The sequence below is a fragment of the Rothia sp. 11273D007AR genome (assembly GCF_053547255.1).
Genome location: NZ_JBPPWJ010000004.1, coordinates 142,394 through 169,393 on the forward strand (window position 1 = coordinate 142,394; position 27,000 = coordinate 169,393).

General features: G+C 62.0%; 27 protein-coding genes, 1 tRNA gene and 1 rRNA gene. 4 read left to right on the forward strand and 25 right to left on the reverse strand.

The genetic code is table 11. From position 1 onward, the window contains the following. Nucleotides 1-4 precede the first annotated feature (4 nt). Nucleotides 5-601, reverse strand: a complete 597-nt coding sequence (gene dcd, locus ACED88_RS03505; RefSeq protein ID WP_449108721.1) for a dCTP deaminase — start codon at nt 599-601, stop codon at nt 5-7. Between the two features lie 139 nt (nt 602-740). On the opposite strand from dcd, the gene ACED88_RS03510 reads away from it, so the two are divergent. Then, complete coding sequence (locus ACED88_RS03510; protein ID WP_449108722.1) at nt 741-1,844, forward strand: MauE/DoxX family redox-associated membrane protein; 1,104 nt, start codon at nt 741-743, stop codon at nt 1,842-1,844. A gap of 87 nt (nt 1,845-1,931) precedes the next feature. Here the strand turns inward: ACED88_RS03510 and ACED88_RS03515 are convergent, their stop codons facing one another. Next, nucleotides 1,932-2,627, reverse strand: a complete 696-nt coding sequence (locus ACED88_RS03515; protein ID WP_449108723.1) for a hypothetical protein — start codon at nt 2,625-2,627, stop codon at nt 1,932-1,934. A 109-nt stretch (nt 2,628-2,736) separates the two neighbouring features. On the opposite strand from ACED88_RS03515, the gene ACED88_RS03520 reads away from it, so the two are divergent. Continuing rightward, nucleotides 2,737-3,675 carry a hypothetical protein gene (locus ACED88_RS03520; RefSeq protein WP_449108724.1) on the forward strand — a complete coding sequence of 313 codons (939 nt, stop codon included), beginning with the start codon at nt 2,737-2,739 and terminating at the stop codon, nt 3,673-3,675. 15 nt (nt 3,676-3,690) lie between these two features. Here ACED88_RS03520 and ACED88_RS03525 read toward each other — a convergent pair whose 3' ends face one another. Beyond that, the gene (locus tag ACED88_RS03525) at nt 3,691-5,622 is read right to left on the reverse strand and encodes an NHL domain-containing thioredoxin family protein (RefSeq protein WP_449108725.1); all 1,932 of its coding nucleotides are present in this window, start codon (nt 5,620-5,622) and stop codon (nt 3,691-3,693) included. A 251-nt stretch (nt 5,623-5,873) separates the two neighbouring features. Between ACED88_RS03525 and ACED88_RS03530 the strand changes: the two genes are divergently transcribed. Then, on the forward strand, nt 5,874-7,238 hold the full coding sequence (locus ACED88_RS03530; protein WP_449108726.1) for an amino acid permease: 1,365 nt from the start codon (nt 5,874-5,876) through the stop codon (nt 7,236-7,238). Nucleotides 7,239-7,473: 235 nt separating this feature from the next. Continuing rightward, on the forward strand, nt 7,474-7,683 hold the full coding sequence (locus ACED88_RS03535; RefSeq protein ID WP_449108727.1) for a hypothetical protein: 210 nt from the start codon (nt 7,474-7,476) through the stop codon (nt 7,681-7,683). Nucleotides 7,684-7,778: 95 nt separating this feature from the next. Here the strand turns inward: ACED88_RS03535 and ACED88_RS03540 are convergent, their stop codons facing one another. From ACED88_RS03540 to rrf, 22 genes are all read right to left on the reverse strand, one after another. Then, nucleotides 7,779-9,926, reverse strand: coding sequence for a cytochrome c oxidase assembly protein (locus ACED88_RS03540; protein ID WP_449108728.1), 2,148 nt, complete (start codon nt 9,924-9,926; stop codon nt 7,779-7,781). Between the two features lie 30 nt (nt 9,927-9,956). Beyond that, nucleotides 9,957-11,309: a Dyp-type peroxidase gene (locus ACED88_RS03545; protein ID WP_449108729.1), complete on the reverse strand. Its 1,353-nt coding sequence runs from the start codon at nt 11,307-11,309 to the stop codon at nt 9,957-9,959. 105 nt (nt 11,310-11,414) lie between these two features. After that, the gene (locus tag ACED88_RS03550; protein ID WP_449108730.1) at nt 11,415-12,071 is read right to left on the reverse strand and encodes a copper chaperone PCu(A)C; all 657 of its coding nucleotides are present in this window, start codon (nt 12,069-12,071) and stop codon (nt 11,415-11,417) included. 34 nt (nt 12,072-12,105) lie between these two features. Continuing rightward, nucleotides 12,106-12,717 (reverse strand): copper resistance CopC family protein, encoded by a 612-nt coding sequence (locus ACED88_RS03555; RefSeq protein ID WP_449108731.1) that lies wholly within the window; start codon nt 12,715-12,717, stop codon nt 12,106-12,108. A gap of 43 nt (nt 12,718-12,760) precedes the next feature. Beyond that, nucleotides 12,761-13,336, reverse strand: a complete 576-nt coding sequence (locus ACED88_RS03560) for a hypothetical protein (protein ID WP_449108732.1) — start codon at nt 13,334-13,336, stop codon at nt 12,761-12,763. 136 nt (nt 13,337-13,472) lie between these two features. Continuing rightward, on the reverse strand, nt 13,473-13,760 hold the full coding sequence (locus tag ACED88_RS03565; protein ID WP_237197087.1) for an HU family DNA-binding protein: 288 nt from the start codon (nt 13,758-13,760) through the stop codon (nt 13,473-13,475). Nucleotides 13,761-13,839: 79 nt separating this feature from the next. Beyond that, nucleotides 13,840-14,145 carry a 30S ribosomal protein S14 gene (gene rpsN / locus ACED88_RS03570; RefSeq protein ID WP_237187198.1) on the reverse strand — a complete coding sequence of 102 codons (306 nt, stop codon included), beginning with the start codon at nt 14,143-14,145 and terminating at the stop codon, nt 13,840-13,842. Between the two features lie 3 nt (nt 14,146-14,148). Next, a complete protein-coding gene (rpmG, locus tag ACED88_RS03575; RefSeq protein ID WP_185173514.1) occupies nt 14,149-14,319 on the reverse strand; it encodes a 50S ribosomal protein L33 in 171 nt (56 codons plus the stop codon). 2 nt (nt 14,320-14,321) lie between these two features. Next, a complete protein-coding gene (gene rpmB / locus ACED88_RS03580) occupies nt 14,322-14,558 on the reverse strand; it encodes a 50S ribosomal protein L28 (protein ID WP_083090534.1) in 237 nt (78 codons plus the stop codon). Nucleotides 14,559-15,102: 544 nt separating this feature from the next. Next, entirely contained in the window at nt 15,103-15,918 is an 816-nt protein-coding gene (locus ACED88_RS03585) for an SGNH/GDSL hydrolase family protein (RefSeq protein ID WP_449108733.1), read from the reverse strand. 41 nt (nt 15,919-15,959) lie between these two features. Beyond that, nucleotides 15,960-17,033, reverse strand: a complete 1,074-nt coding sequence (locus ACED88_RS03590) for a siderophore-interacting protein (RefSeq protein WP_449108734.1) — start codon at nt 17,031-17,033, stop codon at nt 15,960-15,962. Next, a complete protein-coding gene (locus ACED88_RS03595; protein WP_449108735.1) occupies nt 17,026-17,865 on the reverse strand; it encodes an ABC transporter ATP-binding protein in 840 nt (279 codons plus the stop codon). The genes ACED88_RS03590 and ACED88_RS03595 overlap by 8 nt, the downstream gene beginning before the upstream one ends. A 4-nt stretch (nt 17,866-17,869) precedes the next feature. Further along, nucleotides 17,870-18,940: a FecCD family ABC transporter permease gene (locus ACED88_RS03600; RefSeq protein WP_449108736.1), complete on the reverse strand. Its 1,071-nt coding sequence runs from the start codon at nt 18,938-18,940 to the stop codon at nt 17,870-17,872. Continuing rightward, nucleotides 18,940-19,989 carry a FecCD family ABC transporter permease gene (locus tag ACED88_RS03605; RefSeq protein WP_449108737.1) on the reverse strand — a complete coding sequence of 350 codons (1,050 nt, stop codon included), beginning with the start codon at nt 19,987-19,989 and terminating at the stop codon, nt 18,940-18,942. The genes ACED88_RS03600 and ACED88_RS03605 overlap by 1 nt, the downstream gene beginning before the upstream one ends. Nucleotides 19,990-19,992: 3 nt before the next feature. Further along, nucleotides 19,993-21,045: an ABC transporter substrate-binding protein gene (locus tag ACED88_RS03610; RefSeq protein WP_449108738.1), complete on the reverse strand. Its 1,053-nt coding sequence runs from the start codon at nt 21,043-21,045 to the stop codon at nt 19,993-19,995. 297 nt (nt 21,046-21,342) lie between these two features. Continuing rightward, nucleotides 21,343-21,416 (reverse strand) — tRNA-Thr (locus tag ACED88_RS03615). Nucleotides 21,417-21,457: 41 nt separating this feature from the next. Further along, nucleotides 21,458-22,603 carry an ATP-binding cassette domain-containing protein gene (locus ACED88_RS03620; RefSeq protein ID WP_449108739.1) on the reverse strand — a complete coding sequence of 382 codons (1,146 nt, stop codon included), beginning with the start codon at nt 22,601-22,603 and terminating at the stop codon, nt 21,458-21,460. Nucleotides 22,604-22,692: 89 nt separating this feature from the next. Beyond that, nucleotides 22,693-23,448 (reverse strand): energy-coupling factor transporter transmembrane component T family protein, encoded by a 756-nt coding sequence (locus ACED88_RS03625; protein WP_449108740.1) that lies wholly within the window; start codon nt 23,446-23,448, stop codon nt 22,693-22,695. 3 nt (nt 23,449-23,451) lie between these two features. Beyond that, nucleotides 23,452-24,309, reverse strand: coding sequence for a hypothetical protein (locus ACED88_RS03630; RefSeq protein ID WP_449108741.1), 858 nt, complete (start codon nt 24,307-24,309; stop codon nt 23,452-23,454). Between the two features lie 50 nt (nt 24,310-24,359). Next, complete coding sequence (locus tag ACED88_RS03635; RefSeq protein ID WP_449108742.1) at nt 24,360-25,373, reverse strand: nucleoside hydrolase; 1,014 nt, start codon at nt 25,371-25,373, stop codon at nt 24,360-24,362. 198 nt (nt 25,374-25,571) lie between these two features. Then, a complete protein-coding gene (locus tag ACED88_RS03640; RefSeq protein WP_449108743.1) occupies nt 25,572-26,450 on the reverse strand; it encodes a DsbA family protein in 879 nt (292 codons plus the stop codon). Between the two features lie 248 nt (nt 26,451-26,698). Then, nucleotides 26,699-26,815 (reverse strand): 5S ribosomal RNA (gene rrf / locus ACED88_RS03645). Nucleotides 26,816-27,000 lie beyond the last annotated feature (185 nt).

The following is a 27,000-nucleotide window of genomic DNA, read 5'->3' on the forward strand; positions in this document are numbered from 1 at the left end:
TCCTTTAGTTGGTCGGGGTGTCGGTAGGAATAAGGGTCTTATGGAAGTTCAGGTAGCTGCGCGAAGCGGTGGGGCCGCGCTGACCCTGGTAGCGGTTACCGTAGGCTCCTGAACCGTAGGGGTGCTCGGTTGCGCTCGTCAGCTGGAAGAAGCAGAGCTGGCCGACCTTAGAACCGGGCCAGAGCATAATCGGTAGGGTCGCCATATTCGACAGTTCCAGGGTCACATGGCCTGAGAACCCGGGGTCAATAAAACCCGCGGTGGAATGGGTCAGCAGCCCCAGACGTCCTAGTGAAGACTTGCCCTCCAGTCGGGCAGCAATATTATCTGGCAGGGTGACCTTCTCGTAGGTTGCACCCAACACGAATTCACCCGGGTGCAGAATGAAGGGCTCATCGGGTGCAACCTCTACCAGGCGGGTGAGGTCTTCCTGCTCCTGTGAAGGGTCGATATAGGGGTACTTGTGGTTGTCGAAGAGCCTGAAAAAGCGGTCAATGCGCACGTCCACCGAGGCGGGCTGAATCATCGACGGGTCGTAGGGCTCTAGGGCAATTCGCCCGGCATCAATTTCTTTGCGGATATCCTGATCAGAAAATAGCACACTTCAAAAATACCGCACTTCAACAGCACCGGACTGACGCTCTACATACAGCGTGGCGTAGTGCACCCCTGTCATTGCGGAGAAGAAGCGTACCCTTAAGAGCAAAGCATCTTATACTTCACTCGCACGAAAGCAGACTATGACTCCCCTAGTGCTGTGCACGCTCACCGTTATTGTGACACTGGCTGTGAGCGGTTACGCCAAGGCTAAAGAGCCCACCAGCACGGTGACAGCTATCGTCAACCTCAAGCTGGATCAGTGGCTACCCATCAAGCCGTTTGCCCGAATCCTGCCCTGGGCCGAACTAGCCCTGGCAGCCGTCCTTTTCTTTGCCCCCGGTATTCTTCAGGTCCTAGCTGCTATCGCGGCGCTGGTACTTTTTATCGGCTATTGGGCAGTAATTGCTCGGGCTGTGGTGCAGGGTAATACCGCTAGCTGTAACTGTTTCGGGTCAGCGTCTACGGCCCCGGTCTCGGCGTATACCCTGGTGCGCAATACAGCTCTCTTAGTAGCAGCCTGTGGCGCTCTCATCGGTGCGTTGAATACTGGTGGGTCAGCCCTCACTATGCTCCTGGCTCTAGATGCTAATGGTTGGCTCTGGGTGATTGGTGCTGGTATAGCGTCGCTGACCCTCTGGGCTATCTACCGCTCCGAGCTGGTCCCCGTTGCCGAGGAAGAGACGACCGCCCCTGCCCTCGAGTCCCCCGTAGATGAGGAGGGCGAGTACGTCCGCACCCCTGTGCCTTTTGCTGCCCTTTACTACCCCCATGAGAATCGTTCCCTCCCTTCGGGCTCGGGAGAACAAACCAGCCTCCGCGAGCTAGCACTGCAACAGGCTAGAGTTCTTCTCTTTGTCTCCCCCGGTTGCGGGCACTGCCACGAAGTTATCGACAAAATCGATGAGTGGCAGCAGCAGCTGCCCATGTTGGGTATCCACCCGGTAGTCTCTAACGACTCCGATATCGACCGTTTCAGTTTCACCAGCGATATCCAGGTCTTTGTTGACCCCGGCTTTAAGACTCAGAGCCTCTTTGGCAAGGGCACTCCTGGCGCTGTTGCCCTGGGGGCAGACGGTCTTCTGGCCGGCGGCCCGGTCTTTGGCGGCAAGAAAGTAATGAATTTTGTGGAAGACATCATTGCTGAAATTAATGCCGACTACGGCTCTCTCGTAGAGGCAGACATAGAGAGCACAGATGATGAGTCTGACTCAGAGTACGAGATTATCGCTAACGACCGCCAATAGCTCTAGGGTATATTTCGAGCAGGTACGCTAAAGCCCGGGCTTCCCTGAGTAAGGGGAGCCCGGGCTCTGTTATATCAGTGAGCGCTTCTACAGGATATTGAACTGCTGCAGGGTCTCTTCCGGGAGTACGGCGGCAACGGCTAGGGCCAGCAGGAAGAGCAGGGAAATGACGCCCACGGTGGTGGACTTCCAGCCGGGGTGCAGCTCGTTGAAGGTCACCAGGCCGGGGTGTTGCTTGTTCATCTGGGTAACGTTGATGATCTGGTAGACGGTGGTCTGGGGGGCAATTGCGGTGGCGATGGCCCGCAGGGTTTTGGCGTCCCAGATACGCCCGTCGAGGCGGAAAACACGCTTACCCTTAGCGTTCACGGCCCAGAGGGCGGGCACCCCCTTGTAGCGCAAAGCTGCCATGCCGGTTAGCTCCTTGCCGGCTGCCTGGCGGGGGGTGAGACGCTCAGCGAAGACGGTCTGAGAAATCGAGCTGAGCTCGGCAGCCTGCCAGCCGAACAGGCGTCCGCTCAGCACGTGGGTTTCGGTCTTAACCACAATCTGAGGGCGCAGGGTGGAGTAGATAGCAAAGAGGGCACCGAGGGTAATCAGGCCCAGAAGCACCATAAAGACCGGGGTGGGGCGCTTGGCCACCATGAACCAGATGCAGGCTAAAGCCAGCACACCCGCGGGCACGCCCGCGATGAGGCGGCGGTGGTAGGAGTTGATACGGGGGTGAAAGATCTTCGTGACGGCCCCGTACTTATCGGGTACCTGGTGAGCGTGTTCTGCCATGGCTCTACTCTATCGGCAGTACCGCCCAAACGGGGCGTAAGCGCGTGTGAGCTACATTTAAAGGGTGCATTTTAGATCTTCAGTAGACCGTGTTTTAGCCTGGTGGTTGTTGGGCGTCCTTGCCGCGCTTTTTATCGCTCTTGCTTCTTTAGCCCTCATTAACCGTCTGGTCTACGGGCCGCAGGGGCAGGTGCGCGCCTACTTCGCTGCGGTGCGGGAGGGCGACGGCTCTAAAGCACTGGGCATCTTGGGTGCCCAGGTTCCCGATGCCAGCGCCGCTATGCTCGATGGGGATGCGCTGCAGGCCTCCTTTGCCGGTCTCAAAGATCTTTCGACCGAAACTGTCACCGTGACGGACGGCGGGGAGCGGGCCACCGTGACCGTCACCTATACCCTCGATGGGCAGGCTGGTCGCACGGACTTCTATCTGCATAAGGTGGGCTCCCACTGGGGAGTCTTTGACCAGTGGCAGATTGACGCCGGTGAACTGCCGACCGTGGAAATTACCTCAAATTCGGTGGAGGCCGCTACCCTCAATAACACTAAGGTGGCGGTTGAGGGAGGAACCCGTAAGTTTGCGGTGCTCTACCCCGGCTCTTATACGGTCACCTATGAGTCAGCGCTGTATACCGCTGGGTCGCAGACGGTCGATGTGACGGCTCCCAGTAGTGAGCCGTCCACCCTCGCTATAGAACTCACCCCTTCTGAAACTGCGGTGACCTCGGTTCAGCAGCAGATTAAGACCTATCTTGATACCTGTGCCGCGCAGAGTTCCCTCTACCCCACCGGCTGCCCCTTTGAGTACGACTTTTCAGGTCGAGTGGACGGCGATGTGACCTGGCTTATCACAAAGTACCCCCAGCCAGAGGTGACTTTGGCCGGGGGCAAGTGGGCCCTGGGTAAGAGCAGTGGTGAGGCAGAGATTTCCTTTACCGAGCTTGACCTCTATACGGGCAAGACCCAGCAGGTCACAGAGACAGTTCCTTTTACCCTGGCTGGTTCGCTCTCTGCCAGCGGGGAAACTCTCACCTTTACCCCCGCTGGCTAATCGTCCCTTCTGTGTCTAGTTCACCCCGCGCAGGTCAAGCACCAGGTGGGCCTCGTCTGCATCGTCACCGGTGACGATGACGGGCAGGCCCCAGTCCTGCTGGTAGAGGTGGCAGGCAGCGTGGTCGGGGATTTCCCCGCCGGGCTCACCGTCGCAGGCAGCGGCACGGGCGGTGATGTGCAGGACGGCCTCGGTGATGTCGGGGTTGAGTACCAGGTGGCGGGTTAGCCCCTGGGAAGTGCCGGCACCTTCGAGGATGAAGTTCTCGGGGGTGGATGAAATCTTGAGCTGGGTGGGGTCGCCCCAGCGGGTATCGAGCTTCTGACCGGTGGGGGCACTAAAGCGGGCGGTGAAGTCCAAGGTGCCGCCAGTCAGCTGGGTGGATTTGCGGGTAACCTGGGAGGCCCCCTCATCCACGTGCTGCATGGCCTCGGGAATAGCTACACGCACCAGCTGGTGGGCGTTGGCTTCCACCACGATCAGGCGGGCGCCGCCGTCCTCGGTCTCTTCCACCAGCAGGTCAGAGGGCTCAGCAAAGCCGCGGTCTAGGGTGCCGAGGGCGCCGGTGGCCGGGTCGAAGCGGCGGATAGCGCCGTTGTAGGTGTCGGCGATGGCGATGGAGCCGTCGGGTAGTTCGGTGAGTCCCAGGCAGTGCTGCATGCGGGCGTCCTCACGGGGGCCATCGACAAAGCCGAAGTCGAAGAGGCCGATGCCCACGGCGGAGCTAACGGTCGCTGCGCCCTTGTCAAAGGTGATGTGGCGCAGGGCGGAGGTTTCGGAGTCGGCAACCCAGATGGAGCCGTCGCGGGCTTCGATAATGCCGGAGGACTGGGCGAACCAGGAGTCGGCGGCCGCGCCGTCCTTGAGCCCCTCGGCGCCGGTACCCGCGAAAACAGCCAGCTGGCCGGTGACCGGGTCAAAGCTGAAGATCTGGTGGGTGCCTGCCATGGCGATGAGGAAGGCGGCGGATTCACGGGAGTAGACCAGGTCCCAGGGGGATGAGAGGGCCACGGTGAGGGGGTCGGCTCCCTCAGCAATAAAGTTGGGGTCGGTTCGGGCGGTATCGCCGTCGATCAGGCGCTGGACGCCGGAGCCGGCCAGGGTGGTCACGCTTCCGTCAGCCAGGCGCAGGCCGCGAATACGGTGATTCACAGAATCGGCGATGAGGACGTCCGCACCCAGGCTCTCACGAAGCTCGGCAGGAACCAGGGCCAGGCCCTGGGGTTCGTTGAAGCGGGCGGTGGCGGCGTCGCCGTCCGCGTAGCCCTTGTCGGTGCCGCCAAAGGTTGCCAGCGGGGTTTCCAGATCGCCCTCAACCTGGACCAGGCGGTGGCGGGCGGTATCGGTGACCAGGTAGGTGCCGGTGCGGCCGGCCAGGTCTTCGGGCAGGGCCAGGGCCTTACCGGGGAAGGCGAAGGTGCCCTGGGGCTTGGGCCGGGGCACGTAGGGGCCGTCGCCGCGGTGCAGGGTGCCCTTGGCTTCGTGCTCTTCGACCAGTTCGCGTACCAGGGAGGTCAGGCCCTTAACGTGGCCTTCGCCGGAGAGGTGGGCGACGATGTAGCCCTCGGGGTCCACGACGACCAGGGTGGGCCAGGCGCGGGCGGTGTAGGCGTTCCAGGTGTCTAGGTTGGGGTCGTCGAGCACGGGGTGGGTGATGTCGTAGCGGTCGACGGCGGCGGCGAGCGCCACCGGGTCAGCCTCGTGCTCGAACTTGGGTGAGTGCACGCCCACGGTGACCAGCACATCGGAGAACTCTTCTTCCAGGGGTCGCAGTTCGTCCAGTACGTGCAGGCAGTTCATGCAGCAAAAGGTCCAGAAATCCAGGATGACGATTTTCCCGCGCAGGCTTTCGAGGGAAAGCTGCTTGTCACCGGTGTTAAGCCAACCTCGGCCAACGAGTTCTGAGGCGCGGACTTTGGTCTGGCGTGCGGCTGCATTTTCTGCCATGGTTCTCCTTCTATGGTGCGCACTTGAGCGCAGGGTTAGTTACTCACCAGCCTAGTGGGCTGCTGTGTGCGGGGGCATTTGTTGCGTTCTGTGTAGGGGGTGGCGTCATAGAACTCAACTGTGCGTAACACTTGCGTAACGGTTAGGATTATCAGCAGTTACCGCCGGGATGTGTTCGGGAAGTTTTTGCGGACGCCGGTGGTTAAAGTAGGTGCGCATATTTGGGTGCGCCGTATGGCAAGAAGGTGTGTGTGACGCTTACACGCGAGGTGGAGCAGCCAAGTGCTGACTCTCAGTTGGCCCGGACTCTACAGCCTAGGCATTTATCGATGATCGCTATGGGCGGTGCGATTGGTGCCGGTCTTTTGGTGGCTTCGTCGACGGCTATTGTGACGGCTGGCCCTGCCGTTATTGTGACCTATCTGCTGGCTGGTACTGTGCTGGTGCTGGTCATGCGCATGCTGGGGGAAATGGCCGCCCGCTCTCCTGAGACAGGGTCTTTTTCGGTCTATGCCCGCCGCTATATTGGCCGTTGGGCTGGGTTCTCGGTGGGCTGGCTGTACTGGTGGTTCTGGTCGGTGACGGTAGCGATTGAGGCTACTGCGGCTGCCACTATCATCAGTGGCTGGTGGCCGGTGGCACCCCAGTGGCTAGTTGCCTTGGTCCTGGTGCTGGCTTTCATGGGCCTGAATCTGCTGTCGGTGCGCTCTTACGGGGAGGCTGAGTTCTGGTTCTCCTCCATCAAGATTGGGGCGATTGCCGTCATTATTGTGGTGGGTCTGCTTGCTGTGCTGGGGCTGATTCCCAACTCGACGGCGTCCTTTTCTAACTACACGGCGGGAGGCGGCTTCTTTGCTAACGGTGTGGGGGCTATTTTTACTGCCCTGCTGGCGGTGATTTTCTCGATGTTTGGCGCTGAAATTGCCACGGTAGCAGCCGGTGAATCCAGCAACCCTGCGGTGGCTGTGGCCAAAGCGGTACGGTCAGTGATTTTCCGGGTGCTCTTCTTCTATGTGGGATCTATTGCTGTGACCCTGCTGGTTATTCCCTGGACCATGGTGGCGGCTGGCTCTTCCCCCTTTGTCACTATGTTCGAAGCTCTGGGTATCCCCTATGCCGGGCTGGCTATGAACATTGTGGTGCTCACTGCGCTGCTGTCCTGCCTAAACGCTAGTCTTTATGCTGCCTCGCGCATGGTCTTTGCCCTAGCAGAGCAGGGGGACGCCCCCCGCTCCTTCTCTCGGGTTTCTACGTCTCGGGCTCCCCGCAACGCTATTATGCTCTCTTCCCTCATCGGCGTGGTGTCGGTAGCTCTCAATTACTTCATGCCCGAACAGGTTTTCTCGTTGCTGGTTAATTCCACCGGTGGGGTAGGTATTTTTGTCTGGCTGATTGTGGCTGTCTCTCATCTGCGGAGCCGCAGGCTAGATGGAGAAGGGGGAAACGGCGTCATCAACTATATCCTCATCGTGGGTCTGTTAGCCCTGCTGGTGTACATGGGTATCACCGAAGCCCATCGCCTAGAGGTGCTCATATCGGTCACAGTTGCTGTGGTGCTTGCCGCCCTGGGTGCCTTCACCCATCGTCGTAGCACGATTGTTTCATCGCAGCGTTAAAGATTTTTAGGGGACAGAACGGGCTAACTACGCGCTGAGAATAGCCTAGAAATTGGAAAACCATACCGGAGTCTGTCCCCCAAGCGGTCTTTTTTCAAGGGTTCTCCCAGATAAACGAAAGAGAACGCCTGTCTTAGGGTGGTTAGATTAAAGAGACCTTCGGGTCGGCACCAGAGTTTTCCCGCTCTACCCCGACCCAATCTAACCCCACCTTTACGATGTTTGGAGGCTTCTGATGACCCAGCACACTGCAGCTCCCTCGTCATCGCCCCTATTTGAGAAAATCTCTCAGATTTCTGCCCGCCTAGAGCAGGTCAGCCCGCTCAGCGGTTCATTTCCCGCTGTACCCCAGCCAGGAAGTCAGCAGTCCTCTGGCGGCACCCGTTTCGCAGCCCCGGCGCAGGAGGCCACCACTCCTGTTCAGCCCTGGAGCCAGGCGTCCTAACTTACCGTCTCTGAGAAAACAGACAGAAAAACCCGAGCAAGAGCTACTTGCCCGGGTTTTTCTCTGCCCTAATGGGCCTCTGAGCCTGGTCTGCCCTAGCGGCGGGCGTCCTTTTCTGCCAGCTGCGCGAACATGTCGTTATAGGCGTTAAGCTCGGCATCCCCGTCGCGGTCGGCCTGGCGGTCAATACGCTTTTGAACTTTCTTATCGTTCATGGACCACTGCACCGCCACCGCAACGGCAATAATCATGGTGGGTATCTCGCCGATCGCCCACATGAGCGAGCCACCTAGCTTCTGGTCATCAATGGCAGGTAGGCCCCAGGGGCGGCCCAGGTTACCGAACCAGGAGGCCTGTAGCAGGGTATCCATCTGCATAATCGAGATACCCACAAAGGCGTGATAGCCCAGGGTCGCGATAATCATGATCAGGCGCATGGGGTAGGTGGGGCGGTGGGGAATAGGATCGATGCCGATGAGTACCAGGCTGAAGATGTAGCCGGTAATCAAAAAGTGAATCAGCATGAACTCGTGGCCCACGTGATAACGCAGCATGACCCCAAAGAGGGGGGTGAAGTAGACAATCACAATCGACCCGGCGAAGTTGACGGCTGCGAAGATGGGGTGGGTAATCACCTTAGACCAGCCCGAGTGCACCAGGCGCAGAATCCATTCGCGGGGCCCGCGGGTGCCGTCCTGGCGGGGTTCGAGGGCTCGCAGTAGCAGGGTGACGGGGGCACCGAGTACCAGGAAGATGGGGCAGACCATGGTCAGGAGCATGTGCTCCACCATGTGCACCGAGAAAAGCACCATGGAGTAGACGGCAAGAGCCCCGCAGGTGATGTAAAGCAGAACGAAGAGGCCCAGGAACCAGGAAAGAGCACGGGCAAGGGGCCAGTGGCCGCCTGCACGCCGTACCTTAATCAGCGCCCAGAGGTAGGCGAAGGCGGCGAAGCTGATGAAGGCCACCCAGAACCAGTCAAAACGCCACTGGGTAAACCACTCGGCAACATGCGGTTCTGGCGGCATGTCGTAGAGGGTGATAACGCGGACGGGCTCGGCACCGGCATCCAGGGTTTCGGGTGCGGGCGGCGGGGTTCGAGAAAGGGAAACAGCTAGGCCGCTGGTTGCGCCCATCAGCACCAGCTCGCAGGCGATGGCATACCAGAGGCCCCGGGCGGCGCTGGTAAGCCCCGACTGCATCATGGGTATCAGGCGCAGGCGGTGCACCACGCCGAAGGCACCCAGCACCAGGGTGAGCATAAGCTTGGCCAGTACCAGCGCCCCGTAGGTGGTCGTAAAAAGATCCCCCAGGCTGTTCATTCGCACCAGGGCATTGACCACGCCTGAGAGCACCACCAGCACGAATCCGAAAAGGGCCAGCACGGAATAGCGGCGCAGCACAGCCACAGCCAGGGGCACACGCCGGGCGGACGCCGATGCCGCACCCCGCTGCCCCTCAGCCAGAGTGCCGGTGCCCGCGTCCTCGCCGGTAATGTCGCGGGAGATAAAAGCCAGCACCATGAGCCCACCGCACCAGAGCACCACACCGAGCAGGTGCAGGCCCAGGGAGTTGACCGCGCCCATGTGGTCATCGCCGCCCGATGAGTGGCCGCCCAGGGCCATAGCCACGATGCCGACCAGCGACAGGCCCAGGGTCAGTAGCAGGCCGGTGAGTGAGCGCACCGCAAAGACCAGGGTGGCTACAGTGGCAGCCACGATGATGCTGGTGGCCTCCTGCTTACCCGAGTCGATAGTGGTGATGTAGCTGATGAGTTCCGAGGTGTAGTCGGCCCCGCCCGATGGCGACCGGCCCGAGATATCGGCGTAGCTGAAAATGAGCACCGCGATGGCGGCGATAGTCCAGGTGATAGCGGCAGCGGACGCCAGCGTCAGGGTGCGGGTAAAGGCCGGGTGTTCGGTGCGGTGCAGGTTCTTCTGCCGCTGGGCCGCATCGGTTGCGTGAGCCATATTGACGTTGACCCTGCCCCGCGCCGAATCGAGGAAGCGGGGCACTATCCCTAAGGCAAAGACAAGGGAGCCCATGGTCGCTGCCATCGAGAAGTTTTGCAGGCTCTCAGCTACCGGCAGGCCCCAGCGCACCAGGGCACCGGCGTCCGCTAGGTCGGTACCGGCGTTTGAGCCGGTCACCAGCAGGCTCAAAACCAGAGCGACAAGGGAGGCTGCGGGGAAGGCCCATATCCAGCTGGGCTTGAGCCCGCGCTCCATCTCGTGTGCTGCCATGTTTATACCTTGATTCCTGTCGATGGTGATTTAGTTGAAGAGGCCCTCGCCCACGAAGCCGCCTTCGCGAGCGCCGGCGGGTAGGGCGAAGACCGCTGAGCCGATGGGTACCGTCCAGGTGTTGAGCATATCGAGCTCGGCCAGGCGCTGCTGGATAGGGAGGAACTGCTTGACGGGGTCTGCCTGATAGGAGCAGAAAATCAGGCCGGTAGAGCTCACTCCCCCGCTGACCTGCTGGTGTTCTGAGAAGCCCGAGGCGTTCTGCACCGGCAGGTCGTAGTTGTAGCCCCGGCGCAGAATCTGCTCCACCCGGTTTTGGGCGGCGGCCCGGCGGATGTGGGCGTAGGGGGCGATGACGGTAAAGCCCAGGTCGTTCGTTGCTGAGAGGTCTGCGGGGTCGCGTTCTTCGGTGCCGGTCAGGGGGGCTCCGTTGGTGAGGTTGCGCCCTACGGCGTCCTCGCGGGCAGGGCGGTCAGCCTGGTCCCAGGTATCGAGGTTCATGTGGATGCGGCGGATGACCAGGGAGGTACCGCCCTCTTCCCAGGGGGTAAGTTCCTCGTGGTTGCCCCAGACGTAGGATTCCATGGTTCCATCCCCGGTGGAAGGGTTGATGGTTCCATCGACCTGGCCGAAGAGGTTGCGCATGGTCATGCCGTCCGGTTCGCTGCCGTAGGCGCGGCGGAAGCCTTCTTGCACCCAGCGCACCGAGGCGAAGCTGCGGGTGTTTTTGAGCAGGACGCGTTGGGCGTGGGCCAGGGTGAAACGGTCAGAGCAGCAGATTTGGAGGAGCATATCGCCGTCGTTCCACTGCTCTTGGAGCTGGTCAATCTGTTCGAAGGCGGGCAGGGGGCGCAGCCAGGTGGGTTTCTTCTCGGGGGCTACGATATCGAAGATACGCTCGCCAAAGCCAAAGGTGATGGTGAGGTTAGCCGGTACGGTCGCGAGTTCAGGTTCTTGGTCGGTGATGGGGGCCCGCCCTGCGGTGAGGCGGGCGGCGTCGTCGGTGAGCACGATGAGCAGGCGGCGGACGCCGTCGCGGTCGAGTTCCGTGTTGAGGGTCAGGGCTATAAAGACGCCGTAGCTGGGGGCGGGGGTGTCGATGCCCGCCTGGCGGGGGCCGTAGAAGGGGACGACGGCGTCCTGTAGGGGCGGGCTGGTGGGCTCTTGTTCCCCCTCGTCGTTCATAGCTGATGCGGCATATTGGCTTGCCAGGGTGACAGCTACGCCGGTCCCTACCCCCAAGGCCCCGGCAAGAGCTACACGCCGGTCGGTACCGCGGGGGTGTGCCGTCTTTTGGCTCCCGTTCGTTTTTTCTTCTTGCTGAGGGGCGTCCTCTGCACCGCTCAGGGCCCGGGTGAGGTCTTCGTCAAATGAGCTGGTCATGTCTTCCTTGGGTGGCTAGCTCCGCCGCCCGCCTCTTGTAGGGGGCGGACGACGGAGCACGCCGGTTGCTACCTACCGGTAGCTAGGTGATTGGGTGAGGTAGTCCTAGTTGCACTGCGGTAGCACAACAGCGGCTGATTCGCTGGTACTAGCGTGAGCTGAGTGCATGGAGTGGTCTGTGGACTCACTTGCTGCTGCATCAGCTGCGGTACTCGCGGCGTCACCGGGGGCGTATTCTTCCTGGGCTCCGGCGTAGTCGCGCACGGTAGCTTCAAAGCTGACCTCGCCCGCTGAGGTCTGCAGGGTGATGATGTCACTGGTACCTGCGGCGAGGGCACAGTTCATGCCCATGAGCATGATGTGGTCCCCGCCGGGCGCTAGTTCAAGGGTTGCGCCGGGTTCGATGGTGAAGCCACCTTCTACGGCCTTCATGGTGCTGGTTCCGCTCGTCGGGTCGATGACGGTGGTGTGCAGCTCGACCATGCTGGCGGAGGTGTTGCTGGCACCCTCGATGGTGATGGGGGTGTCCCCGGTGTTGGTGAGGGTGGCAAAGGCTGCGGTCATATCGCCGCTGTTGGCCTTGATCCAGGCTTCCTCGACGGTCAGCGAGGCGCTGCCCTCCCTTACAGAGGCGCTAGCGGTAGCACCGGCGCTCGCACTTGCGGCGCTGCTTGCTGAGGTGTCGGCGCTGCTGCAGCCGGTCAGCACCAGCAGGGCGATAGCGGGCAGGGTAAGGGCAGGTAAAAATTTCTGTGATGACATGGTGCTTCTTCTTCGAATGCGGAGAGCGGACGGCTTACTTGCGCTTGGTCTTGGCCAGCACGACGACAAGGGCTGAACCCAGGGCCGCTACTGCCACAAGGGCCAGCACGACCTTGAGGGAGGTTGAAAGCCCCTCTGATGCCTGGCTTACAGGGTCACTAGCTGCCGGGGCGCTAGTGCCGGTGTTTTCTGCTGAGGGTTCAGCCGCACCGGTGGTTGCAGCCTGGGTAGTAGTGTCCGCTGCGTTGCCGCCCTGGCCCACGGTGTAGGTGAAGGTTCCCTGGATGGGGTGGCCGTCTGATGAGACAACCCGCCAGGTAACGGTGTAGGTGTCATCGGCAGCGGCAGTGGCCAGATCCTGGGTGACCACGGTGCCGTCCACCTCGGGGTCTCCATCGGTGACGCTTTCACCGGCGGCGTTGGTGACGCGCACCTGGTTGGCCCCGTCCACGTCCATGATGTCGCCGCTGTAGGTGAGCTCTAGGCTGGCAGGTGCTTCGGTGAGGGTTGCCCCGTCAGTGGGGTTGGTGGAGACCAGTTCGTCGTGGGCGGCAGCCGGGTTCATGCCCAGCAGGCTACCTGCGGCGAGGGCCACTGTGGCCACCAGGGTACGGGTTATGGGTGAGGCTGTACGAGCCTTAAACATAGGGATAGTCCTTGCTTGTCGAAAAGTGAATGGTGTTTCGGGGTTAGGCAAGGACGGGCGGGCCGCGGGGGGCGCGGCAGGTTCTGGCAAGCAGGCTGACCAGGTGGGTTGCGGTAGCAGCGACCGGCAGGGTGGGGGCTCCTAGGAGCGGACGCACCCGCACAGGTTCTAGACGGGCCCGCACATAACCCAGCAGGGAGTGGAGGGCTAGAAGTAGATGCTCCCCGTAGGCGAGCAGGGCAAAGGTAATAGCTGCCGCCAGGGTATGCCCGGCCCACATCGCAGGCCCGGCGTGGGTCAGAGGTTCAAGACCCGCAGCTCCCGGGAGCAGCTCAACGCCGTGGTGGTGATGCCCGGCGGCAGCCGGTGCTAGGGGCTGGCCGTGGCTGTAGAGGGCGTGCAGGATACCCTGACCTGCCAGGACGCCGAGGGCCAGGCTGGTGCGAGGTAGCTTGAGTCTCGTAACACCGAGGGTCAGCAGGGCTGCTAGGGATGTGGCAAGGGCCAGGACGAGCGGGTGCGGCAGGTGCCCACCGGCTAGCAGGTGGGAGGTGGCGCCTAGGCCGGTGGCGCTGCTGGCGATAAGCCAGGAGCGGGCTACCTGGTGCCCTCGGCGCATGGTTCCTCCCCTGCAGGTGTGTGCTGGTTGTATCTTGCCTGCCTATTATCTCACAGCCGGGCTGCTTTGGCTCTGCGGGTATAGCAAAAGGGCCACCCCGTAAGCGGGGTGACCCTTTTAAAGTCTGTTCAAGAATTTACTTCTTGGTGGAGACTGCTGCCTTCAGCTTTGAACCTGCGGTCAGCTTAACACCGTGACCTGCGGGAATCTGAATGGTTTCGCCGGTCTGCGGGTTGCGACCGGTACGAGCTGCACGGTCAGTGCGCTCAATTGCCATCCAGCCGGGGATGGTGATCTTCTCGCCCTGTGCAACAGATGCTTCGAAGACCTGGAACAGTGCGTCGAGCACACCGTTCACTGCTGCCTGGCTGGTGCCGGCCTTCTCTGCAACCTCTGCAACGAGTTCGCTACGGTTCTTAGCCATTGAATGCTCCTCCTGAGACTTTCAAAAAGTGAGTGGCTGGGTTAGCCCTGCTCACAAGGCTAACCGTATCAGCTACAGATTACCAGCTTGACTTGGTAACACCGGGCAGCTCGCCACGGTGTGCCATCTCGCGGAAGCGCACGCGGGAGATACCAAACTTCTGGAAGGTACCGCGGGGGCGGCCGTCGATCTGGTCGCGGTTGCGAACGCGAACGGGTGAAGCGTTGCGGGGCAGCTTCTGCAGGCCTACGCGGGCTGCTTCGCGCTCTTCGGGGGTTGCGTTTTCGTCAACCAGGGTCTTTTTCAGTTCCAGGCGCTTTTCAGCGTAGCGTGCAACGATGACCTTGCGCTGCTCGTTGCGAGCAATCTTGGACTTCTTCGCCATTGTTTAGCGCTCCTCTCGGAAGTCAACGTGCTTGCGGACAACGGGATCGTACTTCTTGAGAACCATACGATCGGGGTTGTTGCGGCGGTTCTTACGGGTAACGTAAGTGAAGCCGGTGCCCGCAGTGGACTTAAGTTTGATGATAGGACGTACGTCCTTAGCCTTTGATGCCATGTTTAGATCTTCTCTCCGCGTGCAAGGATGTCAGCAACTACTGCGTCGATACCACGTGCGTCGATAACCTTGATGCCCTTTGCAGAGACGTTCAGGGTTACGTTGCGACGAAGTGAGGGTACGTAGTACTTCTTCTTCTGTACGTTCGGATCGAAACGACGCTTGTTGCGGCGATGCGAGTGCGAAATGCTGTGTCCAAAGCCGGGAACAGCTCCGGTCACCTGGCAGACAGCTGCCATAGTTTTCTCCTCCAAATGTTGACGAAATGACGGTACGCAGTTGGCGTTCGCCAGTTTTCTGGCGATCAGCAATGGGCGTCCCGTCACCTATAGGTAGAGCACCGGGTTATTCTCCAAGGCTAGAGTGTTTGAGACTCCGCATCGGGTGAGAGACCGATGGGAATCCCCGCCGCGGGAAAAACGGTGAAGCTTAGGTGTACGAGAGGTGTTGCCACCACTACGAACAGCCTTAAAGTCTAGGTAATTACGGGATACCACGCAACCTATGAGGCCAATAAAAAGCTTGCGTCAGCCGGTGCTGGTGCTACCTGCTCCGGTGTGCGCAAGCTGCTTTTCATAGACTCATTGGTGCGTTTGAACCTCTATCAATTCTACCGGGCTTTTAACTTTTCGCAAGTCATCTCAGGCTTTAATCCGCGGTTTTCCGCCCCTGCCACGCAAACCTGGGCACCGGCGTCCGCCCCTGCCAACCGGGTAAATTACACGCGTGTAATCTTAAGTGTGATGTTAACAGCTTAAGTCTTTTAATCCCGGCACCCACCTGTTAAAGGGCAGAGTCAGCTTCTTCCGGCAGCACATCAAAGCGGGTCCAGGTGGGGTACTTGGGGCTGATATTGTCTCCGGAGCTGGTGCCGCGCAGGCGGCGGCCGATCCAGGGGACCACAAATTCCCGGGCCCATTTAGCATTATCCAGGGCCTCTTGCACCCGGGTTTTGTGCAGGGGCGCGGGGATGACAGGGTCCCCGATACGGATGTTCTCGGCGCTCAGAGTTTCCAGTACCCGGCGGGCAGTCAGGGTGTGCCCGGCTGCGTTCATGTGCAAACGGTCAGGGGCCCAAAATCGAAGGTCAAGCAGCTCGTGCATGCGCCAGTAGTCCACCACGGTCACGCCGCGGTCATCGGCAACCTCACGCAGAAGCTCGTTGAAGAGGGCCACCCGGGCACGGTTACCGCTAAAGAAACCCTTGGGGCCGGGGTCAAAACCGGTCATGGTAAAGACTTCAATACCCTCATCACGCAGGGTCTTAAAGGCCGCGTCATAGCGCACCATCAGGGCGTCAACGTCAAAGCCCGGGCGCAGGGAGTCGTTGCCACCGCCAACCAGCGAGACCAGGTTGGGCTTAAGTTCCAGGGCGGGTTCTAGCTGCTCTTCAATGATGGGCACGAGCAGGCGCCCGCGGATCGCCAGGTTGGCGTACTGGGCTTTGGGGTCTGCCAGCATGAACTGCTCGGCCACCCTGTCGGTCCAGCCGCGCACCCCGTTGGGGCGGTCGGGGGCGTCGTCCCCCACCCCTTCGCTGAAGGAATCTCCCAGGGCGACGTAACGGATAGATTCGTCTTTTCCGAGAATCGACATCATGTGGACTAGGCCTTTCTCTAGTAGGTGGGTACCAGGCCACTCTACCCCTCGGTCTGCCCCGCCTTCCAGTACCCCATAAAAGAGATGCTTTCTTTGGGCAGCCCGGCTTCGTTCACGCAGATACGGCGCAGGGTTTTGACCACCGTTGATTCACCGGCGATTAGCACGTAGGTGCCGGTGGGGTTTTCTGCCAGGTGCCAGAGGATGCCGTCCGTCTCCCTGTCGTCGGAGGGAGCAACGGCTGGAGCAGGTTCAAGAGAGCAGGTCGTACGCAGGGCACGGGTGAGTTGCTGCCCGCGTGGTTGGCCGGGGCTCCGAGGTAGTAGGTGCAGGCGGACGCCCGGCACCCGCTGGGTTGCCTGCCGCACCTCGGGGAGGCGGTCGAGAGCGTCCTCGGCGCCGGGCACCTCAAGGAACACCGCTCCGGTAGCTTCAGTAGGTAGGGAACGCAGAATGGAGAGCAGGGCCGGGGCAGCGGTTTCGTCGCCGAGCAGGAGCAGGGAGGACGCCGCCCCGGGATTGTAGGAGGACCAAAGGGTAGAGCCGCGCAGGGGCGCCAGGATAGATACCTGCTGCCCCACCCTGGCTTGTTCGGCCCAGCCTGAGCCGGGCCCGCTGATTCCCTGGGCGTCAGTGTGGAGGACGAAGTCCACATCGATTTCAGGTTGCAGGCCGGCGGGTAGGTCACGAGCCAGGGGTTCAAGGTCCGCTTCAGCTGCCGGGAGCATACCCAGCAGGGGTGTTTCGTCCAGCCCCACCGAAGGCACTAACCGGGAGTTGCTGACGGTGTAGGTGCGCATGTGCCCCCGCTCGCTTTCGGGGGCGGACAGCCAGCGGGTGCGCCAGGAGGTATCGAGCTCAATCATGGTGGGCCCACTGGCTCCCGCCAGGGGAATCAAGAGTTTAATGTAGGCGTCATAGACCTGCCCGGTGCCGTCAGAGATAGGGGCGGCAGCGTGCAGTAGGGACCGGCCAGTCAGGGAGACCCGTACAAAGGAGTCCGTCAGCTGCTCAACCCGCGAGACGGTGACGGGGAAGACCCCGTACTGGTTGATGGAGCGCTTGACCTCGCGGCGGGCAGAAGAGCGAGGTGCGGACGGGCGGGGCTTAGACAAGGCTCTGGCTTTCTAGGTTTTCTGCCGGGTGGCTTGCGGCACGGGCGTGGGGCACTACGACGGTGGAGCCGTCCCCGAGGGGGTCGGCTACCGAGGCCCGTAGGCCGAAGATCCGGTGCAGGTTCTCCCCTGTCATGACCTCTGCTGCGGTACCGGCTGCGGCGATTTCTCCGCCCTTCATAGCGACCAGGTGGTGGGCGACGCGGGCAGCTAGATTGAGCTCGTGCAAGACCATGATCATGGTGGTGCCGCGGCGCTCATTGATGTCGGCCAGAAGGTCAAGAAGTTCTACCTGGTGGGCGAGGTCCAGGTAGGTGGTGGGTTCATCCAGAAGCAAAATATCGGTGTCTTGGGCCAGGGCCATGGCGATCCAGACGCGCTGGCGCTGGCCGCCAGAGAGCTCAGTGACCTGCCGCTCGGCCAGTTCTAGGGTGTTGGTAGCTTCTAGGGCCCAGGCGACCGCGGCGTCGTCTTCCTTGCTGTTGCCCCGAAAGAGCCCCTGGTAGGGGTAGCGGCCGCGGGAAACCAGATCAGCCACGGTGATGCCTTCGGGGGCGATGGGGCTCTGCGGTAGCAGGCCGACCATGCGGGCAAATTCCTTGCCGCCATAGGAGGCGACCGGTTTGCCGTCCAGGGTAATCTCGCCGCTGCTGGGTTTGAGCAGGCGGGAGATACCGCGCAGCAGGGTGGATTTACCGCAGCCGTTGGGGCCGATGATGGCGGTAATTTTTCCTGCGGGGATGCTCAGTGAGAGGTCTGGCACGATGGTGCGGTCGCCATAGCCCAGGCGCACGTGGGTGACGGTGAGGTCGCGAGGCGTTACGGTTTTCACGAGCTTAGCTTCTTTCGGGTGAGCGGGTCAGCAGCCAGATGAGGGCGGGGGCGCCAAAGGCACCGGTGAGGACGCCGGCGGGCAGGTTGATACCGCCGGGAATGAGGTTGGAGCCGATAAAGTCGGCGAGCACGACCAGGCTGGCCCCGGTCAGGGCAGCGGCGGTGAGGTTGTGGCGTCCGCCGGTCAGGGCCCGGGCGATAGGCCCGGCCATGAAGGCCACAAAGGCCAGGGGGCCTGTGGCAGCGGTGGCGACAGCTACTAGGAGCACGCCCAGGGCGATAAAGCCGGGGCGGACGGCGCGGGTGGGCACCCCCAGGCCAAAAGCTAGTTCTTCGCCGACGGTGGTGGCGTGCAGGGGCCGGTGGAAAAGGATAAGAGGCAGCAGCAGGGGTAGCAGGAGCAGAGCCAGGAGGCTGATTCGATCCCAGTTGGCTGTAGACAGGGAACCTGCCAGCCAGTGGGTGAGCGTCTGGGCGCTGGTGGTTGAGGTGCGAGAGAGCAGGTACTGGATGAAGGCTGACCCCAGGGCTGAGATACCCAGGCCTACCAGGATAAAGCGGTTGCCCGCGCTTCCGTCCCCTGCTGAGAGGGCCATAATGACTAGGACGACGGCCAGGGCAACGGCGATAGCGAGCAGGGTGAGTGGCAGCCCGCCCAGGCCCAGAAAGACAATACCGATGACGGCCCCCAGGGCAGCCCCGTTAGATACGCCGATGATGTCGGGGCTGGCAATCGGGTTGCGCAGGAGCAGCTGGAAGATAGCCCCGCCCAGGCCGAAGGCTGCCCCGGCCAGGGCACCGAGGACGGCGCGGGGTAGTTTTTCTTCCATGACGATGTAGCGAGCCCCCTTGGCGCTCTCGATAGTTCCGCCGCCAAGGATGGTGAAGAAATCGGGGATAGTCACGGTGTAGGAGCCCAACAGTACGCGCACCGCACACACCGCAATCAGGGTCAAAGTAAGGCCGATGATAGCGAGGGCTGGGCGGCGGCGGGCACGGGCGCGGACGCTGGCCACTATTTGGGTGGCACTTTGGGCAGCGCCCCGAAGCTGGGTGCTAGGTAGGGTCGGCATTAGAGGTTAACCGCCTTACCGCGTCGGACCAGGTAGATAAAGACGGGTACCCCCAGGGCTACCATCATGACGCCCACCTGAATTTCCTGGGGTGGGGCGATGACGCGTCCGGCGGTATCCGCCAGGATAAGCAGGGCTGCCCCGAACAGGGCGGAGAGGGGCAGTAGGGTCCGGTAGTCGGCGCCGGCGAGCGCGCGCATGGCGTGCGGGGCGAGCAGGCCTAGGAAGGCGATGGGACCGGTGAGCGCGAGGGTGGTGCCGACCAGCAGGGTGATGCCGCCGGTGATGATGAGGCGGCGGGCGGCAACCTTTTCGCCCAGGGAGGCTGCCATGTCATCGCCCAGGGCAAAGCTGTTGATGGTTTTCGCTCCGGTGAGAACGATGATAGCCCCGAGGGCCAGTAGCGGGGCGGCTACTGCCAGGTCAGAGAGGCTGGCTCCGGCTACGGTTCCAATCTGCCAGCGGCGCAGGTTATCGAGGGTGGCCTGGTTGGTCAGGATCAGGGCGCTCGTTACCGCACCTAAGCCGGCAGTGAGGGCTGCCCCCATCAGGGCTAGTTTGATGGGGGTCGCTCCCCCGGCGCCAAGTGAGGCCAGGGCGTAGACGGCAAGGGCTGAAACGACCGCGCCGATAAAAGCCCAGAGGGCAAAAGCCGCTGTAGAGTCGGCGGCAAAGAAGGTGATACCGGCTACCACCGCACAGGCTGCCCCCGCATTGATACCGAGGATCCCGGGGTCCCCCAGGGGGTTGCGGGTGATGCCCTGGAGCCCTGCCCCGGCAAGCCCCAGGCCTGCCCCCACGACTCCGGCGGTCAGCGTCCGCACCGCCCGCTGGGTGAGCACCGCCGCATCCGCTTCTGCAACCTGCCCGCCGGCCAGGTAGTCCAGCAGGGTGCCTGGGCTGATGGGGCGGGCTCCCAGGGCAAAGCTGGCAAGGGCTGCCCCCGCAAGGAGCAGGCCCAGTAGGAGGGATAACGCCAGTAGCCGCCGCGCTCCCCCGGTGGGGGTAGCACGGCGGCTAGAGGGGCGCCAGGCGGGCACGGAGGTCACCGGTTAGGACGCCTGGCTTGCATCGATAGCGGCCGAGAGCTTGGCCAGGGTTTCGGTCTGGTTGATAGCCCAGTCCAGGGAGAGCGGGGACGCTGCCGAAAGGGCCAGAGAGATAGCGGCATCGGTTTCAACAACCAGGCCGCCGTTGGCTACGGCGGGCATCTGGGAGAAGAGGGTGTTGCTCTTGATGGCTTCTTCGTCGGAGTCGCTGGTGCCCCAAGCCCAGACCAGGTCTGACTGCACTTCGGGCAGCACCTCACCTGAGATGGTCATGAAGAAGGCGTCGGCTTCGGTGGCGTTCTGCTCGATGTAGGGGGCGATGTTCATACCCAGTGAGGTGAGGAACTGGGAGCGGGAGTCGCTCGCTACGTAGGCTGAGAGGGTCTGGGCTTCGAGGTCGAACATGCCGGCAACGAAGGTCTTACCTGCCAGGTTGGAGTACTTGGCTGCAGCGTCATCGATGGTCTTGTTGGTGGCCTCGATGAGGGCGGCGCCCTCGTCGTCCTTCTGAAGCATAGCGGCGGCCTGATTGACCACGTCCTCCCAGGAGGCGGCGTAGGCGCCCACACCCTCGGGCATAGCAACGACGGGGGCGATGGCGGTGAGCTTATCGTAAACTTCCTGGGTCATGTCGCCGTAGACAGAGAAGATAGCGTCGGGAGCCAGGGTAGCGAGGGCTTCGTAGTCGGGGCCATCGGTTTCGTCGTAGGTCACGGGGGCGGTGCCGCCGAGTTCGGCCAGCTTGGCGTCGAACCAGTCGGTGGAGCCTTTGGCGTTGGCGCCATAGGTGACGACGGGGGTACCGGCGGGTACAACACCGAGGGCCAGGAGGACGTCGGGGTTCTTCCAGAAGTTCACGACAGCAATTTTCTGGGGTACCGCGCTGAAGGTGGTCTCGCCGAAGGCGTGCTTGACGGTGTAGCTCTCACCTGAGGCTGCTGAGCTGGTGCTGCTGCTTGAGGTGTCGTTGGAGCCGGTGGTGCAGGCGGCGAGCAGGCCGGTGAGGGCGGTAGCTGCGGTGGCCTTGAGGAAGGCGCTACGAGTGATGGCGACCATGGTCTTGTGTTCTCCTGGGAAGGGTGTTCCGTTCTATAGGACTATCTATAGAACTGCTTAGGTGAGCCTAAGCCAGGAATAACACTATCTTTTGCTTGCGTATTTGTGCAAACGCTGGGTAGCTAGGTGCGAACGGTGAGGTGGGGGTATCGGGCTCGCAGCGAAGCTGCTGGCTCGGGGCTGGCGTGAATCGCCTCGTGAGCGAAGCGAACCAGGCGAGAGGGTCGGCAGCGAGCGCGAGCCCGGATGCCCCGTATCTAGATAGTGGGTATTGCCCTGTTTTTTGGGCGCAAAGAGAGCCCCCTACCGGATTCGAACCGGTGACCCCCTGTTTACAAGACAGGTGCTCTGGCCAGCTGAGCTAAGGAGGCAAGACTTTTCAAGTGTACCCGATATTGCGGGCTGGTGCATGTTATCTGCGGGCATCTAATCGGTAATGGCGCAGGGGCAGGCGAGCTGTGAGGGCTTGGGTGAGTTGTTGGTCGTGGGTGGCGACGATAGCGCTGCCGCCTGCGGTGCAGTGGGCTGCGATGAGTGCTGCGACCTGCTCGAGGCCGGGGGTGTCTAGCCCTGCGGTAGGTTCGTCGAGGAGTAGGCAGGACGCCCCGGCGGCGAGCGCTTCTGCCAGCGCAAGGAGGTGCTGTTCGGTGGGGAGCAGGTCGAGGGGGTGGGTCTGCCCGGAGCCCTCGGGTAGGACGGCATCGCGCAGGGCTGTGCGGAGAGCCGGTTCTACCCGGTTGCCGCTTCCTAGTTGCATGTCGGCATCTACAGTGGAGGCCAAGAAGTGGTGGGCGGGGGTTTGCGCCACCAGCTGGGCAAGGGCAGCGCGGGTGGGGGCGTCCTGCTGGTGGGGTTGCAGACCGCCGATGGTGAGCTGCCCGGCGGCTGGGGGTAGGAGCCCCGCGATGGTGCGCAGCAGGGTGGATTTTCCGGTGCCGTTGGGGCCGGTGAGGATCAGGCAGTCGCCGGGGGTAAGGTCCAGGTTAATACCGGTAGCAGCGGGGGTAGCTACCGGTTTCTTCCACCGGCGGCGGGCCGGGGCAACTGGAGATATAGCGAGGTCACGGGCCAGGACGTCTGCCGCGGCTCGGGCGGGCAAAGGCGGCAGAGACGGCGCCCCTGCAGACGGTGAGACACCTTCCCCTAGGTTTTCGACACTAGCGGCAAGGCTCTTTTCATCGGTCTGGGGCCTGGCTGAGGCCCAGGCCAGATCTGCCGGGTAGCGGGCAAAAGCGTTCAGCACCCGGGCCCGCATAGCGTCATCGAGGCCGAGCAGGGGTTCGTCGAGGGCTAGGGCTGGCACAGCTGTCCCGTCGAGGTTTCCGTCCACCCACCCCAGCACCAGGTAGGCGGCCAGGGCTACCAGCTGGGTTTGTCCACCCGAAAGTTGTAGGGGGTGGGCTGCCAGTAGGTCGGTAATTCCAAGGCCAGCTGCAACAGCCCGTACAGCCCGGTGGAGCTGATCCCGGCTACCCACAATCTGTTCTACCCCCAGGGCAATTTCTTCAGCCACGGTGGGCACCAACCCCGTCATCAGGGCATGGGGGTTAGAGGGCATAAAGAGCCCGTTCCGTTCCTGGGCCCAGGCCTGTAGCCGGGCAGACTTTCCCGTCCCCCGGGCCCCAAAGACCAGCGTCCGCATATAGATCACAGCAGCACCCCCGTATAGGCAGCAAGCACGAGCAGGCAGGCCAGCGGCAGGAGCACCCAGCGAAGGTAGCGCTGGGTGCGGCTGTCGGCGTAGTCCTGCCAGAAAATTCTGGGCCCGGCCCGGTCAATCCCGCGCGCAGCCAGGGTTGCCCCGCGCACCTCGTGGTCGAGCAACAGCAGGTTGAAGAGGGCGGACGCCGTCCGCACCCCCAACCAGGCGCGGGCACCTCGCGACCCGTCGGCCATACCTCGGGCTCGGGCGGCCCGCTGCACAAGCCGGGAGTAGTGGGCCAGCTGGGCCGGGGCGTTGAGCGAAGCGACCAGCAGGTAGACAAGTCTAGGCGGCAGTCCCCAGACGGTCAGGGCATAGCGCAGGCCAGCAGCCCCGGTGGGTAGAATCAGCAGGGCGCAGGCCGACCCGAAGGCCAGAATCTGTAGGGCTAGGGCCATGCCAGCTCGGGCGCCCTCGGCGGTCACGTCAAACACCATCCAGGGCACGGGCGCCCAGGTTGCCCATACAGTTTCTCCCCCGCGCGATACCAGCTGGATGATAAAAGCCATGGCAGCCACCGGCGCCAGCCCTGCCAGGACTAGACGCAGCCAGGGCACCAGCGTCCGCCCCGCGATGTGCAGGGCAAGGAGCACAAGCAGCAGCCCCGCCTGCCAGGTGGTAGGCAGCGGGGCGAAGGCCAGCAGAAGCCCGGCGCAGCCCAGGGTGACCCAGGTGCGGGGGTTCAGGACGGGGGCGCTCACCGGTTAGCGGCCGAACTGACGACGGGCGCGGGCGGGCAGACCCTTGATGATGAGCCAGACCAGGGCGAAGGCAATGGTCTTATCGAGCGGGTCAGAGAGCAGGGACTGCAGGGTTGTAGCACCCAGCAGAGACTGGCCAGCAGCCTGCAGGGCCGCAACCACGGAACCGGTACCCACACCCTGGCCGCCACCAAAGACGAAGGCAGCGATGGGGGCGCCGACGAACCCGGCCAGGACGCCGGTGATAAAGCCCGCGAGCAGGGCTCCCCAGAGTTTGCGGAAGAGGCCCAGGCGGCCAGCGTAACCGGCCAGGAAGCCGATGAGGGCGGCCCCGGCGGCAAAGGGAATGGTGGTGGGGTTAATGGTGAGGCCCCAGGCAAGGTTGGTGATAATACCGGTCATGGCTCCGGCGGCGGGGCCGGCCAGCACACCAATGAGCACGGTAGCAACGGAGTCAAGGTAGAGGGGAATACCCGAGAAGCCAATGAGCTGGCCCACGATGATGTTGAAAGCTGCCGCAAAAGGAATCAGGGCAATGGTGGCAAGGGGAAGGCGGCTCAGATTAGCTGCCAGAAGCAGTAGGACGCCCGCGGTATAGCCCAGCATGAGCGGCAGGGAGATAGCGGCTTGGGCATCGCTGGTGCCTTCCAGGTAGCCCGCGTAGTTGGTGGCACCGCCTGCGGTGAGGACGGCCCAGGTGTAGGTTCCTGCGATCACCAGGGCGGCGAGCAGGTTGAGCACCTTCTGGGAGGTGGTGAGCGGTGTATTGTGTTCTGGGTTTTTACCGAGGAGCCCGGTAGCTACCGAGGTCCTCTGCCCAGACGTTGAGGGCTCTGCGGTGGTGTGTAATGAGGGGGCCATGCCCACCCCTTTCTGTAGAATAATTGTTCTTTTTATTTTTTGAGGCGGTTCTAGCCAGTCCCCTTTGGGGCGTAGACAGCCCGGACGGTCTGGACCAGGTGCTCAAAAAATTCAGGGGCCCGGGCGCTGGTCAGGGCCTGGGCGTTGGGGTCTCTCCCCCAGCGTCCTAGCCAGTCAGCAACCACCTGGCCGCGGGTAAGGGTCCCGGCAAGCTCAACGTCGAGCGTCACCGGGGTGGTCTCCCCCAGCTGGGTGTGAGCCCGGCCGTCGGCGGCCAGGGCACGGTTCACAGCCAGGGCGGTGACGAAGGGGTCGTGCACGTGGGCGATAAACCCCAGCTTGTCCCACTCGTGGAATTCCATGTAAAACTGCAGGGCCCCATCCAGGGCGGTAAAGAGCTCTCCCCCACCGGCCAGCAGACGCTCGCGTAGCTGAGGAGTCATGACGGCGTTCTCAGTGGTATCCAGCGGGCAGAGCAGCGGCGTATAGGGCAGGTTGAGGTCAGGGCGGCTATAGGCAGCTAAGACCTCGTGCAGGGATTCAGGGTCAGAGTGCACGTTCCACTCGGTGGTAGGCATGGTGTTCCCCCGGTGGTTCAGGGCCCCACCCATGATAGTCAAGCTGGCTAGGTAACGGGGCAGCTCTGGATCCTGCCGTAGGGCCAGCGCCAGATTAGTTGAAGGCCCCAGGACGAGCCCGTGCAGCTTTCCGGGGAAGCGGCGGGCGGTCTGTACCCATAGGTCGGCGCCTTCACCGTGGGTCCGCCCGGTCGGCTCATTCTGGCCGGGTAACAGGCCGTAACCCGTGCCCAGCGGGCCGTGGGTCTCTTCGGTGGTGGTGAGCGGCTGGGCCAGCGGGTTCTCAGCCCCTAGAGCCCAGGGGGTACCCTGCCCGCCAAGCAGTTCCAGCAGACCGCGGACGTTGCGTCCTACCTGCTCGGTACTCACGTTCCCGCCGGTTGCCACGATCCCCTCTACAGCAACCTGCGGGTGGGCAAAAGCGTAGGTCAGGGCAAGGGCGTCGTCAATGCCGGGGTCGCAGTCGATGAAGAAGTGCAGGGTCATGAAATCTTTACGGTGCTAGGTAGTCAGTTACTGGCAAGGGGCAGGCTGGAGTGCCCAGCGTAGGGCACAGAAAAAGGGGCAGCTACCCACCTTTACCCTGCTGTGAGCACAGGTAAAGGCGTGTAGCTGCCCCTACACGTTGTGTACCAGTTTAGTACACAGCGGCCAGGCCTTCTACAGCCTGTTTACTGGGTGAACTTAGGCGTTCTTCTTAGCTTCAATCTTTTCGGTGATCCAGGCGTTGAAGTCAGTTGAGTTAAAGACCTCGCCGTCAGCGAAGACGGTGGGAGTGCCGCTAATACCGTTGGAGGCTGACTCGAGGGTGACGGTCTGGACGAACGGACGCCAGGTGTTGTTAGCGACGTCCTCCTTTACGTCTGCACCGTACTTCTCAGCGATAGCGACGAGCTCTTCGTTAGAGAGACCGCCGGTGCCCTGGTGGGTGAAGATTTCCTTCTGGAAGTTCAGGAAGTCCTCGGTGGATACCTGGTTAGCTACGGAGTAGGCCACGTTGTTGGTGCGGGCTGAGTAGAAGGTGGGGCTGGAGGCATCCAGGAAGGTCAGGTTACGGATCTCCAGGGTGATGTCGCCACTAGCAACGAGAGCTGCGATGGTGTCTGCATTTTCAGTTTCGAAGGCTGCGCAGTGTATGCAGTTGTAGTCCTGGAAGATGGTCAGACGGACAGGCTCACCATTATTGTCTGCCTCTTCGGGCAGAGCAACGCCCAGGGGCATTTTAGCTTCGGAGCCGTCGGCTGCGGTGTAGGTTGCTTCTGAGGTGCCCAGGTCGTTGCTGTCACGGCTGGCTTCGGTGCTGGTGTTCCGCTCGATACCGTTAGCGGTCAGGACGATGCCGCCGTACTGGTTAGCTGAGGACGGCACCGGGCCAGCGTCAGCAATCTGGTTGCGGTTGCCGTTGATGATGACGACAGCAACGATAGCTACGATGAGGGCGATGACGCCAAGGACGGTGAACTGAATCCAACGGGTGGATGATTTCGAGGTTTTCTTGGCCTGCTGTGCCGCCAGCTGGCGGGCACGCTCGCGGGCGTCAGTGGAGGGGTTTCCCTTAGACACAGGTGTGCCTCACTTTCGTACGTGCGTTCTTGATAGGTTCAAGCCTACCGCGATTTGACGGGGATATCTGCCCTTCTACCGAACCTCAAACTACTTTCCCAGGAAACGATTAGTTTAGGTGAGGGCTGGTGCAGGGCGCTTAGCTCTTGCACCCGATAGGGTATATAAAGTGGGTATTGGATTTTTGATGCTTAAAACAAAAAGGCCCTGGACAATCTGTCCAGGGCCTTCCTGTATCCCAATATAAAAACCGGCGGTGACCTACTCTCCCACACCGTCACCAGTGCAGTACCATCGGCGCAAAGAGCCTTAACTTCCGGGTTCGGGATGGAACCGGGTGTTTCCCTCTCGCTATAACCACCGTAAACCTACGATGCACCACCCCACACACAAGGGGGTAGCAATAACAAACCCAACAGGGTTGTTATCTCAAAACCATACAGTGGACGCAAACAAACAAAACAAACATACTCAGAAAAGTGTAAGCCTTCGGACTATTAGTACCAGTCAACTCCACGGGCATTCCCCGCGTCCATACCTGGCCTATCAA

What these genes read in the sequence shown, in the direction of transcription:
- ACED88_RS03540 (WP_449108728.1), bottom strand. Translation starts at nt 9,926, where the DNA reads ATGGCAGCACACGAGATGGAGCGCGGGCTCAAGCCCAGCTGGATATGG.
- ACED88_RS03565 (WP_237197087.1), bottom strand. Translation starts at nt 13,760, where the DNA reads ATGGCTAAGAACCGTAGCGAACTCGTTGCAGAGGTTGCAGAGAAGGCC.
- rpmB (WP_083090534.1), bottom strand. Translation starts at nt 14,558, where the DNA reads ATGGCAGCTGTCTGCCAGGTGACCGGAGCTGTTCCCGGCTTTGGACAC.
- ACED88_RS03600 (WP_449108736.1), bottom strand. Translation starts at nt 18,940, where the DNA reads ATGCCGACCCTACCTAGCACCCAGCTTCGGGGCGCTGCCCAAAGTGCC.
- ACED88_RS03630 (WP_449108741.1), bottom strand. Translation starts at nt 24,309, where the DNA reads ATGGCCCCCTCATTACACACCACCGCAGAGCCCTCAACGTCTGGGCAG.
- ACED88_RS03510 (WP_449108722.1), top strand. Translation starts at nt 741, where the DNA reads ATGACTCCCCTAGTGCTGTGCACGCTCACCGTTATTGTGACACTGGCT.
- ACED88_RS03560 (WP_449108732.1), bottom strand. Translation starts at nt 13,336, where the DNA reads ATGCGCCGAGGGCACCAGGTAGCCCGCTCCTGGCTTATCGCCAGCAGC.
- ACED88_RS03545 (WP_449108729.1), bottom strand. Translation starts at nt 11,309, where the DNA reads ATGACCAGCTCATTTGACGAAGACCTCACCCGGGCCCTGAGCGGTGCA.
- rpmG (WP_185173514.1), bottom strand. Translation starts at nt 14,319, where the DNA reads ATGGCATCAAAGGCTAAGGACGTACGTCCTATCATCAAACTTAAGTCC.
- ACED88_RS03620 (WP_449108739.1), bottom strand. Translation starts at nt 22,603, where the DNA reads ATGCCCTCTAACCCCCATGCCCTGATGACGGGGTTGGTGCCCACCGTG.
- ACED88_RS03535 (WP_449108727.1), top strand. Translation starts at nt 7,474, where the DNA reads ATGACCCAGCACACTGCAGCTCCCTCGTCATCGCCCCTATTTGAGAAA.
- ACED88_RS03515 (WP_449108723.1), bottom strand. Translation starts at nt 2,627, where the DNA reads ATGGCAGAACACGCTCACCAGGTACCCGATAAGTACGGGGCCGTCACG.
- ACED88_RS03555 (WP_449108731.1), bottom strand. Translation starts at nt 12,717, where the DNA reads ATGTTTAAGGCTCGTACAGCCTCACCCATAACCCGTACCCTGGTGGCC.
- ACED88_RS03585 (WP_449108733.1), bottom strand. Translation starts at nt 15,918, where the DNA reads ATGATGTCGATTCTCGGAAAAGACGAATCTATCCGTTACGTCGCCCTG.
- ACED88_RS03610 (WP_449108738.1), bottom strand. Translation starts at nt 21,045, where the DNA reads ATGGTCGCCATCACTCGTAGCGCCTTCCTCAAGGCCACCGCAGCTACC.
- rpsN (WP_237187198.1), bottom strand. Translation starts at nt 14,145, where the DNA reads ATGGCGAAGAAGTCCAAGATTGCTCGCAACGAGCAGCGCAAGGTCATC.
- ACED88_RS03635 (WP_449108742.1), bottom strand. Translation starts at nt 25,373, where the DNA reads ATGACCCTGCACTTCTTCATCGACTGCGACCCCGGCATTGACGACGCC.
- ACED88_RS03525 (WP_449108725.1), bottom strand. Translation starts at nt 5,622, where the DNA reads ATGGCAGAAAATGCAGCCGCACGCCAGACCAAAGTCCGCGCCTCAGAA.
- ACED88_RS03550 (WP_449108730.1), bottom strand. Translation starts at nt 12,071, where the DNA reads ATGTCATCACAGAAATTTTTACCTGCCCTTACCCTGCCCGCTATCGCC.